The organism is Allohahella sp. A8, assembly GCF_047946665.1.
Taxonomy (GTDB): domain Bacteria; phylum Pseudomonadota; class Gammaproteobacteria; order Pseudomonadales; family Oleiphilaceae; genus Allohahella.
On record NZ_CP172312.1, the window covers coordinates 147,575 to 159,749 of the forward strand.

At 56.2% G+C, this 12,175-nt stretch carries 11 protein-coding genes and 1 tRNA gene; 7 read left to right on the forward strand and 5 right to left on the reverse strand.

The annotated features are described in order from the left end of the window. The first annotated feature begins 12 nt into the window (after positions 1 to 12). On the forward strand, positions 13 to 1,344 hold the full coding sequence (locus ACH3PB_RS00655) for a DUF2254 domain-containing protein (protein ID WP_416397543.1): 1,332 nt from the start codon (positions 13 to 15) through the stop codon (positions 1,342 to 1,344). A 70-nt stretch (positions 1,345 to 1,414) separates the two neighbouring features. On the opposite strand, the gene ACH3PB_RS00660 is transcribed toward ACH3PB_RS00655, so the two are convergent. The 4 genes from ACH3PB_RS00660 to ACH3PB_RS00675 all read right to left on the reverse strand — a co-directional run bounded on the left by ACH3PB_RS00660 (position 1,415) and on the right by ACH3PB_RS00675 (position 6,200). Next, complete coding sequence (locus ACH3PB_RS00660) at positions 1,415 to 2,122, reverse strand: type 1 glutamine amidotransferase domain-containing protein (RefSeq protein ID WP_416397544.1); 708 nt, start codon at positions 2,120 to 2,122, stop codon at positions 1,415 to 1,417. A 69-nt stretch (positions 2,123 to 2,191) separates the two neighbouring features. Further along, positions 2,192 to 3,421, reverse strand: coding sequence for a glycosyltransferase family 4 protein (locus tag ACH3PB_RS00665; protein WP_416397545.1), 1,230 nt, complete (start codon positions 3,419 to 3,421; stop codon positions 2,192 to 2,194). A gap of 62 nt (positions 3,422 to 3,483) precedes the next feature. After that, a complete protein-coding gene (locus ACH3PB_RS00670; RefSeq protein ID WP_416397546.1) occupies positions 3,484 to 4,407 on the reverse strand; it encodes an ELM1/GtrOC1 family putative glycosyltransferase in 924 nt (307 codons plus the stop codon). Then, positions 4,389 to 6,200, reverse strand: a complete 1,812-nt coding sequence (locus ACH3PB_RS00675; protein ID WP_416397547.1) for a putative bifunctional diguanylate cyclase/phosphodiesterase — start codon at positions 6,198 to 6,200, stop codon at positions 4,389 to 4,391. The genes ACH3PB_RS00670 and ACH3PB_RS00675 overlap by 19 nt, the downstream gene beginning before the upstream one ends. 189 nt (positions 6,201 to 6,389) lie before the next feature. On the opposite strand from ACH3PB_RS00675, the gene ACH3PB_RS00680 reads away from it, so the two are divergent. Next, positions 6,390 to 6,917, forward strand: coding sequence for a DUF305 domain-containing protein (locus tag ACH3PB_RS00680; RefSeq protein WP_416399494.1), 528 nt, complete (start codon positions 6,390 to 6,392; stop codon positions 6,915 to 6,917). Positions 6,918 to 6,971: 54 nt separating this feature from the next. Here the strand turns inward: ACH3PB_RS00680 and ACH3PB_RS00685 are convergent. Further along, positions 6,972 to 7,058, reverse strand: a tRNA-Leu gene (locus ACH3PB_RS00685). Between the two features lie 247 nt (positions 7,059 to 7,305). Between ACH3PB_RS00685 and rnr the strand changes: the two genes are divergently transcribed. From rnr to rplI, 5 genes are all read left to right on the forward strand, one after another. Next, on the forward strand, positions 7,306 to 9,897 hold the full coding sequence (gene rnr, locus ACH3PB_RS00690; RefSeq protein WP_416397548.1) for a ribonuclease R: 2,592 nt from the start codon (positions 7,306 to 7,308) through the stop codon (positions 9,895 to 9,897). After that, on the forward strand, positions 9,782 to 10,681 hold the full coding sequence (gene rlmB / locus ACH3PB_RS00695; protein ID WP_416397549.1) for a 23S rRNA (guanosine(2251)-2'-O)-methyltransferase RlmB: 900 nt from the start codon (positions 9,782 to 9,784) through the stop codon (positions 10,679 to 10,681). Before rnr ends, rlmB begins: the two co-directional genes overlap by 116 nt. 133 nt (positions 10,682 to 10,814) lie before the next feature. After that, the gene (gene rpsF / locus ACH3PB_RS00700) at positions 10,815 to 11,264 is read left to right on the forward strand and encodes a 30S ribosomal protein S6 (RefSeq protein ID WP_416397550.1); all 450 of its coding nucleotides are present in this window, start codon (positions 10,815 to 10,817) and stop codon (positions 11,262 to 11,264) included. Between the two features lie 45 nt (positions 11,265 to 11,309). Beyond that, complete coding sequence (rpsR, locus tag ACH3PB_RS00705; protein ID WP_344807642.1) at positions 11,310 to 11,540, forward strand: 30S ribosomal protein S18; 231 nt, start codon at positions 11,310 to 11,312, stop codon at positions 11,538 to 11,540. Between the two features lie 37 nt (positions 11,541 to 11,577). Next, complete coding sequence (gene rplI / locus ACH3PB_RS00710; protein ID WP_416397551.1) at positions 11,578 to 12,024, forward strand: 50S ribosomal protein L9; 447 nt, start codon at positions 11,578 to 11,580, stop codon at positions 12,022 to 12,024. The last annotated feature ends 151 nt before the right edge of the window (positions 12,025 to 12,175 follow it).

A 12,175-nucleotide genomic window follows, 5' to 3' on the forward strand; every position in this document is an offset into this window, starting at 1 on the left:
TGGGCGGACAAGATGAGAAAACTGAAGAACTCGCTTTTCCGATTCGTGCAGCGGGTCTACCACAGCATCGCGTTCGTGCCTACGCTGATAGCCATTGCGATGTTCCTGTTCTACTTCCTTATCATCTATCTCGAATACAAGCCGCCTGTGCAAAGCTTCAAGGACAGCTGGCCTGTGTTGTTCGTTGACGACGCCGAGAATGCGCGCACCATACTCGGCACGCTTGTGGGCGGGATCATCTCGCTCACCGTCTTCAGCTTTTCTATGGTGATGGTGGTGCTTACACGCGCCTCCGCCACGCTGTCGCCGCGGATCATACCCGGCCTGATTACCAGGCCCCAGCATCAGAGAACACTTGGCGTCTACATCGGAACCATCATTTTTTCTCTGGTCCTGCTGACGAATATCAACAGCGTGGAAAACGGATTCGAGGTGCCTGGGCTCGGCATATTTTTTGCCATGCTCTTCGGCGTTCTCTCACTGGCCCTCTTCGTCTATTTCATCCACTCCATCACTCGGTCCATTCAGGTCGATTTCGTCATGGACTCTATCTTTGAACGAACTCGTGAGGAGATAGCAGATCGGCTGAAGCAGTTGAAGGATTCCAAGGACGACGAGACGATACCGAACACCAGTGAGTGGGTCCGGATTCCCAATGACCATACCGGCTATTTCAAGAAGTCCAACATCTCCGAGTTGATGCGGATACTGACCAAGAATGAGCTCAGCCTAGTGACTCAGGTGCACCTGGGAGAATTTGTCGCGAAAGGGCGGCCTCTCGTGCGCATCGACACAGATGTTGATGACGACGTGAAGAAGGCTATCCTCGACTGTTTCACCTTCTATATCGAAGAGATCGCAGACGACCATTACACCTTTGGCTTCAACCAGCTTTCGGAAATTGCAGTCAAGGCCCTGAGCCCCGGCATCAATGACCCAGGTACAGCTGTTCGTGCGCTGGACATGCTCTCGATACTGTTTGCCGATTTCGCAAGTCACCCCGGATTCGACGTGGAATGCGACGACGAAGGCAAGCCCCGGATGTTCTATATGGCCCAGGACTTTCTCGATTTGCTATACACCACGCTCGGGCCGATCAGGGAGTATGGCCGCAAGGATGCGATCGTCGTGGCGAAGCTGGTGGAATGCTGCATAAATATTGCGTACGCGGAGCTCGATAACGATCAGCGAGCAGGGCTGATCGATTTTGTCGATGATATCGTTCGCGTCAGTGATCCCACGATCGAAAGCACCATGGACAGACGCTTTATCAACAGGAAGGTAAGGCTGCTCAACAAGGCCCTGAGCGGTGATCGCCAGGTCGAGGCGCTATCAGAGGCCTAACCTGACGATTAAGCGGCTCAATGGCGCTCAGAAGTGATCTGAGTGCCATCTAGCAGCAGGTTCACGGCACTCAGGCGTGCGCAACCACCCGCTTCGGCAACTTGAATACCGCATCGACTACTGCCTGTGCGGTTGCGTGGGCTGAAGCCGGGTTCTGTCCAGTCACCAGACGGTCACTGACCTGAACACTGACCTCAAAGTCGGGCGCAGTATGAACATTTGCGCCTCTTTCGCGCAGGCGGGTCTCGAGCAGGAAGGGCACGATGTCATCCTTCTCTACCGCCGCTTCTTCAGAATCCGTAAAGCAGGTGACATCCTTGCCAGCAACAAGATAGCTACCGTCACTAAGGGTGGCATTGACCAGTGCCGCAGGGCCATGACAAACCGCTGCTACGACGTTTCCGGCCTCGTAGGCTGACTGAATCAGCTTGCGTAAACCCGCGTGGTCCGGAAAGTCCCACATGGTGCCGTGGCCACCGGCGAAGAAGATCGCCTTGTAAGCACTTGCATCCAGCTCCTCTGGTTTAAAGGTGCTGGCCAGTGATTCCATATCGGCCTTGCTGTCCAACAACTTGCTATTGAGCGGATCGCTGCGATCAAGCGAGCCTGGATCTGGTTTCGTGGCGCCACCCTGTGGACTGCAGAAGGTAACGTTGAACCCAGCCTCGCGGAAGACTTCCAGAGGATGGCTGACCTCGCTGCAGAACCAGCCGGTAGGCTCACCGGAACTACCTAGTGTCTGATGTCCGCTGACAACAATGAGAATATGGTCCGCCATGGCAGAAACTCCTGTAATGAATTGGTGTTTGATGTCCAATTGGTTACGGGGGGCTTGCGCAGGCAGACCTCAGTTTCTCGCCGCTAGCGCAGATCTGTAGACATCCAGGGTCGACTCGCTCTGGGCAGCCAGCGTATAGGGCGCGCCAAAATCAATGACCGGGCGGGATTGCGGGCTCTCGCACAAGGCCCGAACAAGTCGGGCGAGTAGCCCGATATCCCCGGTCTTCACCAACCCGGCTGGATAGAGGTCTTCAAGGACTTCTGCCGGTCCACCCTGATCATACGCAATGACAGGGGTGCCCGTGGCAAGTGCCTCGATCACAGTGCGGCCGAATGGTTCTGGTTGAGTGGAGAGGTTGAAGACGGCAGCAGCTGCGGCATACCACTCCGTCATATCGCTGCGGTGACCGGCGAATGCAACATCCTGGCTTATTCCCAGCGTCTCTGCCGATTGCGTCAGTTCTTCAAGATAAGCTGTCTTGCCTTGGTCGGGCTCACCAACAATGACGCCAAAATATCGACCGGGCGCTTCGTGCCTGAGGCTGGCAATCAGCTTGAGAAAGTCCAGCTGCCCCTTCCACCGCGTAAGTCGCCCTGGCATCAGCAGCAGAAAGCGGTCCTGTGCTTGCGGGAACTCGCCCCGAAAACGCTCGGTCCACTCGTGCGATGGCGCATCCCGATGGGGAAAAAGCGCGACATCAACGCCTCTGGGAATGACCTTGATGGCCGCTGCGTCCAGCTTGTAGTTCGCGACGATGTAATCGCGCACACACCTTGAAATGGCTATAACTGAATTCGCACGGCTCATGATGGCGCTGTAGCGGTTCACGGAGTACAGGCCATGAAAGGTGCTGACAACCACCGGCCGTTCTTTCGGCGATAACTTGCGCATGGCGAGCCATGTCAGCCAGGCTGGCATTCGCGAGCGCACATGCACGATATCCGGGTTCAGCGCGAACAGTGCCTGTCGCAAGGGCGCGACGTACCGTAGCGAGGTCGGACTCTTGCGATGGATGGGGATGGAAATATGATGGCCACCCTCAGCCTCGAGTTGTCTTACCAAACGGCCGCCGTTGGAGATCACGGTTGAGCGGTGGCCGTGCGTCACCAGATAGCGGGAGAACTCAATCGTGCCACGCTCTACCCCGCCTGACTGAAGTTCTGGCAAGACCTGGACGATGTGGAGCGGTCTGCTGTTCCGATCACTGGTATACAGGCCGGGGTGGGTCGCGGTCGAACCATGGCCTTCGTGAGGAGGGTTGGCGGGTCTGTCGTGAGCGCTATTCGGTTTTTGCACCTGTTATTCTCTGAAGTTGTTATGGGTGTGTATCGTGTGCTGCGGTCGCAGTGCCTCAGGAACTACAGATCAAGTAAGGTCAGGAGCGATTGCGCACAGACTATATTTGGATTTTCACGCTGTTCGCAGGCGGTATCGGCTGTTGCACTATAGGTTTCTGAATGACACCGCTCCAGTGTCGCCAGGCGCCCATCTGCTATGAGCACACTGGTGCCTCGACGCAGTTTGTTGGTCCTCTGGCTACTGGCAAGCTTGATCAGGCCCACGTAGGCTAGTGTATTCATCGCCTCGGCCAGCATGGATGCGGAGTCTTCGGTTACCCAGATGTGTCCAGCTGTTGGCAGCGTCTGCTGTAGCCAATCTGTTGGCAGGTCTGACCAATCCAGCAGTTCGATCGATGAGGGCAGTCTGGCTCGAGTGCCTGCGAAGTTCTCGGGCGTCCGGCGGGAAGTCGTTGCCTGCCAGTGTACTGCTGGATAGCGTTCGGCCAAAGCACACATCTGCTGCAGAACATCAGCATTCTGCCACTGAAAATGCCGACTTTCGCCGCCAAGCAGTATGAGGCCTTTCTGGTAATCGGGCGCCGCGGAGATATCAGGCACTGGCGCTAGCGACAACGGCGTTACCAGGCGGTTACCGCCAGCCTTGAAGCCGTCGTGAAGAGGCGTGATCACAGCATCGAAAAGCTTTGCAGGCAGGCTTGGGTTCATGATGACAGCACTGCGTGCGCCGAGCTGTCGTTGTAGAGCCAGAACCGTAGGGTGCGTGCCGTGGCCGACGCCAATTACCAGGCCGGGATGCTGCGTGAAACCGCTGCCATTCGGTCGTAGCAGTGCCGAAAGTGCTTTCCGTAGGGGCCAGGCGGGCAAAACCGACAGCTCGACATGGCGGAGCGCTCCCAGCGCTGCTATGAGCGCTGTGGCCTGCTTGACATGTCCGGGCTTGCCGTCACTGACCTGCCAGACCTTCAGGTGGCCTTGTTGCACGATTTGTTACCAAGCATGATCATGAACTCTTCGAAAGGTAGAGCTTTCGAATAGTACCAGCCCTGCATCCGTGTAGCGCCCATTTTCATGCACAGCTTGATGTGCTCTTCAGTTTCTACACCTTCTGCGGTCGTGGTCAGCTGTAGCGAGTTGAGCATGGCCAGCAAGCCTTTGAGCAAGGCCAGCGTATGCAGATAGCCGCCGGAGTTGCTTAACATGGCTGCTCCAGGCTCGCTGGCCAGGCCGGTCTGCGAAGGGTCGGGCATCAGACAGCGGTCGATCTTCACCGTTGATATCGGGAAACGCTGCAGATGCTGGATCGAAGAGTAGCCGGTGCCGAAATCATCCAGGGCAATCCGGCACCCGAGAGCTGCAATGGCATTGATGCTCTTTTCGATCATACCGGCGTCTTCCACAAAGGCCGTCTCGGTGAGTTCGAGCTCCAGACTCTGTGGCGGTAGATTGTACTCTGCAATCATTTCCTCAATAGCCGTCACCACGCTGCCGTCGGTCAGTTGCGTTGGTGAAACGTTTATCGACATACAAAATTCGTCGCGCTGCTGCTCATCCAGGGCTGCACGAATATCGGCTAGCCGCGCACAGGCTTCGCGAATGACCCATTCACCAATTGCGCCCATGAGCCCTGTTTCTTCGGCAACCTTGAGAAACTTGTCTGGCATTCGCATTGATGTGCCATCTTCGCACCAGCGTAAGAGGGCTTCGGCACCGATTATGCTCTGGTCACTGTCCTGGCCACATTTGACGATGGGCTGGTAGTGGAGAACGAACTGGTTACGCTCAATCGACTGCCGCAGCTTCAGTTCGGTCGTTTGCTGCTGGTGATAGTGATGCTGCATGTCATCGGAAAAGAAGCAGAATGTATTACGACCGCTCTTCTTGGCCCGATACATGGCGATATCAGCATTCTTGAGCAGATCTTCAGAACTCAGACCATTTTCCGGCGACACCACAATACCAATACTGGTAGTCACTGGCAGCACATGCCGCTCGATCTCGAAAGGATCTGATAGCGAGCGCAGAATACGGTTGGCGATGTTGCTGACAGGCTTGTCACTGCGCAAATTGGTCACCAGCAGCGCGAATTCGTCTCCACCCAGGCGCGCGAACATTTCATCAGGGCGCAGCAGGGTGGACATCCTCGCTGAAAACTGTTGCAGGAGCCGGTCACCAACTACGTGTCCGTAGGAATCGTTGATAAATTTGAAACGATCCAGGTCGAACAGGAACAAGGCCAGCTTGGTTGACTTGCCGCGATTGTTGGTCAGACAGACCTTTAGCGTCTCATCGAAGAGATATCGGTTAGCCAGACCGGTCAGTGCGTCGCGCTCAGAAAGATTCTGCGCGTTGGCAAGACTCTGCTGCAGTTTACGGTCGAGACTGGAATGAAGCTGTGATTTGAGAATCGAGCGTGTAAGCCGCTCGACGCTCAGCTCGGCACGAGGAATGAAATCCTGGGCGCCGGCTTCGAGGCTGGCCAGACCTGCTTCGAGATCATCGGCCTCGCTGACAATGATGACAATCTGCTCAGCCGAAATCTCGCGAATTTGTTGCAGGAGCGCCAGGCCCTTACCTTCCGCCAGATGCTGGTCGACAAGCACGGCCTGGTAGGGTTGCCCCTTGCTGATTTTGGCAAGTGCTTCGCTAAAGCCATGCGCGGTTTCCAGCGTGACCTGCACCGAAGCTGAGTGCAGTTGCGTCTGCAGTTGCCTAAGATCTGCGGAACTACTGATCGCGAGTATATTAAGGTGAGTCGGTTTGGACGAAAGCTTCAAGTCTCGATTCCTATCGGGTCAGGCCAGTTTGCAACGCGTGGGCAGCCCTTACGCGGGCACCCGGATTCAAGTATAGGTCAGGAGAAAGGAGCTTGCCGCAATGAGTCCGGATCGGGTGGAGTATTCAGATACTTCAATCGGTTGCATTCGGTCGCTCGTAAGCATTGAGGACAGAAGAGTGGGGGGGTGATGATGAACGATGGCTATGCGCACTACTGGCGTTTTGCCGCCATGGTAGCTACGGCGACAGTCATCATGTACGGCCTGATGTACCTGAATACTTATGAGATCAGCCATGTCAGGTTTAGTGAAACCCGACTGTACATGGCCATTCTCATGGGGGCCACCCTGTCGGTCGTGATGCTGCTGTTCATGCTGCATATGTACGAAAATCGTCTGATCAATACCGTGCTCATCATCGGCAGCAGTATCACCTTCCTCATCGCCCTATGGCTGGTGCGCTCGCAGAAGACCGTGGAAGATGATCTCTACATGAAGGCCATGATCCCGCACCATTCGATTGCCCTGCTGACCAGTGAGCGAGCCGGCCTGGAGGATGTTCGTGTGCGGGCCCTGGCTGAAAGGATCATTCGAAACCAGCGAAAGGAGATTGGCGAGATGGAGTGGCTGATCAAGGACATCGACAGTAATGGCGTAGCAGCGACGCAGGCAAAAGCCAATAGTCGGCCATTGCCGAATTTTTCAGGGGAACTTTGAGCTTGCGGGTTCTTGAACAGACAGAGCGAATGGTTCGAATGAACCGGGTAGTAATGGTGCCCAGGAGAGGACTTGAACCTCCACCCCCTTGCGAGGACCAGCACCTGAAGCTGGCGTGTCTACCAATTTCACCACCTGGGCAGATGGTTCAGTCCGGAGCATGGCGCTGGAAGCGCGCTACTGCCTGACTGGAAGCAGGGCGGCAGATTAATAAGGAACAGCTTTAATGTCAATCGCCTGACGTAAATATTTTCGGCCTAGCTGCGCGGTAAATTTTACGTATTACCAACCCGTAGTTCCGCTGCATCTGAGTGCCACGGGCTGTTGACGTTGCTCAGAGCGCTTAACTGCGTAACAATGACACACATTTTTTTCGGTAACGATGCTTATGCCAAAAATGCCAGACGATCCACATGCAGGACGTGAGGCGGCAAACTATGAAAATCCGGTGGCCAGCCGCGAATTCATCCTGAGTCTGATCGAGGAACAGGAACGGCCACTGACGATGGAGGCAATCGCCGACATTCTCAAATACGAGGACGAAGACGCGCTCGAAGGTCTCCGGCGGCGTCTTATCGCCATGGTGCGCGATGGTCAGCTGCTGCAGAACAGGCGCGGCACCTTCGGGCTGCCGGCGAAGATGAGTCTCGTCAAAGGTCGGGTCTCCGGACACCGTGATGGCTTTGGCTTCTTTATCCCTGAAGATGGTAGCGACGATCTGTTCCTCAACGCCCGTCAGATGAAGCAGGTCTTTGACGGCGACATCGTTCTTGCCAGGGAAGAGGGCAGAGGCTTCAAGGGCAAGAAGGAAGGCGTGATCGTCCAGATCGTCGAACGCAAGACCAGTCATATTGTTGGACGTCTGCATCGCGACCAGGGTTCGGCATTCGTCGTGCCTGAGAGCATCCGCATCACGCAGGATATTCTTGTACCGGAACATGCGCTGCTCGGGGCCAAGGACGGTCAATACGTTTCCGTCGAAATCAAGCGTCAGCCTGAGTTCAAGTCGGCACCTATGGGACACGTAGTCGAGATTCTGGGCGATCACATGGCCCCCGGGATGGAGGTCGAGGTCGCTCTGCGCTCACACAATATTCCATTTCAGTGGCCGGCAGATGTGCTGCAGACGGCAGATGCCCTCGACAAGCCGCTGACTGAGGACGATTTAGCGGGTCGAATCGATCTTCGCAAGGTGCCATTGGTTACAATCGACGGTGAAGATGCCCGCGATTTCGATGATGCCGTGTACTGCGAGCGCAAGAAAGGCGGTGGCTGGCGCCTCTACGTGGCCATTGCGGATGTCTCTCACTACGTGCGGCCAGGTACACCGCTCGACAAGGAGGCCGTAAATCGCGGTACCTCAGTATATTTCCCGAGTCGCGTGGTGCCGATGCTTCCGGAAGTCCTGTCGAATGGCCTTTGTTCGCTGAATCCGGATGTGGACCGCCTGTGCATGGTCTGTGAGATGACTGTGAGTCAACAGGGGCGCTTGAGCGGGTATCGCTTCTACGAAGCAGTGATGCGGTCACAGGCGAGGCTGACCTATAACAAAGTGGCAGCCTATATCGAAGCGCCCGAGTCGCCCGCGGGCGAAGCGTTTGTCGAGCGTTACTCGAGCATTCTGCCGAACATCGATAACCTCTATGAATTATATCAGGCCCTCTCGGCAGCGCGTCGGGCCCGGGGTGCGATAGATTTCCAGACGACCGAAACGCGGATCGTCTTCAATGCCGATCGCAAAATCGACACGATCGTACCGGTGGAGCGGAATGACGCCCACAAGCTGATCGAGGAATGCATGCTCTGTGCAAACGTCGCCACAGCTCGGTTCCTGGACAAGTACAAGATTCCAGCACTGTTCCGGGTGCATGAAGGGCCGAAGGCTGAACGCCTCGTCAATGCCCGCTCGTTCTTCGGGGAACTCGGTCTCAATCTGGGCGGCGGTCTGAAGCCGGCGCCTGCAGACTATCAGGCCTTCCTTAACGAGATCGGTGAGCGGCCAGACTTCAATGTGCTGCAGACCGTGCTACTCAGGTCCATGAGTCAGGCCATCTATCATCCTGAAAACCATGGCCACTTTGGTCTTGGCTTCGAGGCCTACACGCACTTCACCTCGCCAATCCGACGATACCCGGATCTGCTGGTTCACCGTGCCATCCGCGATGCTATCCGCAGTGGCAAGCCGAACCAGAACGTCATTCGCACCGAAGCAACTAAAGCGGTAAGTGACAACGAGCGCTATCAGCATGACATGGCAAGCCTGCTGGTGCTGGGTGAGCACTGCAGTATGACTGAGCGCAGGGCAGACGATGCCACACGAGACGTCATGGCATGGCTGAAGTGTGAGTATCTGCTCGATCACGTCGGCGAAGAGTTCGAAGGGTCCATAAGCGCCGTGACTGCGTTCGGTGTGTTCGTGGAGCTGAAGGACCTGTATGTCGAAGGACTCATTCATGTGTCCTCGCTCGACTCGGACTACTACAAGTTCGAGCCTGCCAAGCAGCGCCTGGTTGGTGAGCGGACTGGCAGCTCCTTCACGCTTGGCGATCAGCTCCTTGTTCAGGTCGCGCAGGTGAATCTGGATGAGCGCAAGGTCGATCTTATACTGAAGGGTCGAGCCAAGACGGGTCGCAAGAGTTCGAGAAGCAAGGCTGGCAAGGCCAAAGCGGCTGATGCGGCGGGTGCGCCGGTCAAGTCCGGCGGGAAGCGCAAGGAAATCCTTGCCCAGTGGGAGCAGGAGTACAAGAGCGATCCCGACGCCGGGGCCAAGAAAACGCCAGGCAAGGGCGGGCGCAAGCGCAAGCCGAAGTCGGCTTCAACAGTAGCAGGCGGCGGTGACGCCGCCGCAAAGAAAGGAAGTGCTCGTGGCAAGACAGCAGCGAAACCGGCCTCGCCAGGCAGAAAACGAAGCAGGTCAGGCGGACGCAAGTCGTCAGGGGCCGCGGGGCCGAAAGCGGCAGGCCGGAGCGACCAAGGCTGATACGGGCGGAGACTCTGCGGCTTACGTCTATGGCATTCATGCCGTAGCCAGTCTGCTGACGCATCGCCCGGATGCCATTCTCAAGCTTTGTGTGCGTAACGACAAGCCATCGCCCAAGCTGGCAGAGCTTCTGGGGCAGGTTGATGACGCGGTCGCTGCGTCACATGGACAGTTGCAGCTTGCACGAGTGGACGCGGCTGTGCTGGATGACATGGTGGCTGGCGTTCATCAGGGTGTCGTTGCTGTGGTCAGGCCCTTGCAGGAGCAGGGAGAAAGCGCCCTCGATGAACTGCTCGACAAGTGGAATGATTCCGCCAAAGCACTGAGACTCCTGGTGCTTGACGGAGTAACCGACCCCCACAACCTGGGGGCCTGCTTGCGAAGTGCATGCGCCGCTGATGTGGCCGCGGTCATCATTCCCAAGGACAGGTCCGCCTCACTCACTGCTGTGGCACGAAAAGTGGCGGTTGGTGCTGCCGAGCTGGTGCCGGTCATCCGTGTTACCAATCTGGCGCGGACGCTGAGCCTGCTTCAGCAATATGGCATCTGGATCGCTGGTGCAGACGGCGAGGCCGATGCGTCAATCTTCCAGCTCCAGCTGCCAGACCGCATCGCGTTCGTGCTCGGGTCGGAGGGGCGCGGCATGCGACGACTGACCCGCGAAAGCTGCGACCAGCTTTTCAGCATCCCGATGCCAGGCGCCATCGAGAGCCTCAACGTCTCGGTCGCCTGCGGCGTTGCCCTGTTTGAGAGCGTCAGGCAGAGCTTGCCAAACAAGGCCTGAGCAAGTATCATCTCGCGCCTCCCGAACCTGCATGTTCTGAGTAGTTCAGTCCCTGGCAGGTTCGATCTCCTTGCTTCCGGTCCGTATTGGCCAAGGCCATCAACTGGAAGCTGCTAACCCGTAAGGAGCATTTATGCGTCACTACGAAATTGTGATCATGGTTCACCCTGATCAGAGCGAACAGGTTCCCGCCATGGTCGAGCGGTATACCACTATGGTTACCAGTAGCGGTGGAAGTATCCATCGTCATGAAGACTGGGGCCGTCGCCAGCTGGCTTACCCGATCGAAAAGATTCACAAGGCCCATTACATTCTTCTGAACATCGAATGTTCCGAAGAAGTGCTGAATGAGCTTGCTCATAACTTCCGCTTCAACGATGCGATCATTCGTGACCTCGTCCTGCGTCGCAAGGAAGCTGTTACCGAGATGTCACCAATCAAGGCTGGTGAGTCACGGGATAGCCGTCCGCCACGTCGTGACACTGGCCGTTCCGACGCTTCAGAAGGTTCGCGTGGCCGCTCTGACAACGACAACGACAGCGACTCCGATTCGGACGACGACAATCAGGGCGATGACGAGTAGTTCATAGCTGCTCAACACGAACAGGTTTAGAAGAGGATAAGCACCATGGCTCGTTTTTTCAGAAGAAGAAAGTATTGCCGCTTCACTGCGGAAGGCATCAAACAGATCGACTACAAGGATCTTGAGCTGCTGAAAGGCTATGTCACTGAAACCGGCAAGATCGTACCAAGCCGGATCACTGGCACCAAGGCAAAGTACCAGCGTCAGCTGTCAACTGCGATCAAGCATGCGCGTTTCATCGCACTGCTGCCTTACACCGACAGCCACGATCTGTGAGAACTGGCCGGCTTAACGGCTAATAGAGGATTCTTCAATGGAAGTCATATTGTTAGAGAAGGTTGCCAATCTGGGCAATCTCGGCGACAAGGTTAAAGTCAAGTCTGGTTACGGACGAAATTTCCTTGTGCCTTACGGTAAAGCGGTTCCAGCGACCGGTTCAAATATCGAAGCTTTCGAAAAGCGTCGTGCGGAACTCGAGAAGCAGGCAGAAGAGCGTCAGTCAGAAGCTGAAAGCCGAAAGCAGAAGCTCGATGGCCAGACAGTGACTATTGCTGCCAAGTCCGGTGATGAAGGCAAGCTGTTTGGTTCGGTGAGCACGCGTGAAATTGCGGATGCGCTGGTTGAACTCGATTCGAACATTTCGCGTACTGAGGTCAAGCTGCCTGAGGGAGCCATTCGCAACCTGGGTCAGTACGAAATTGATGTTCAACTGCATTCTGATGTTATGGCCACTGTAACGGTCAACGTCGTCGCGCAGTAAGCGTCTAGTCAAGAAGGGGAGCGCCTGGCGCCGGACCTGAGCCGGCTCTGTCTCCAAGCGGTTGCTTGAGTGACAGTGCTCAGCGTATCCCCCACGAACCGGGTCTGATCATTCATTTGTTCAGCCCGGTTTTTTTTATTCCTCGTATTTT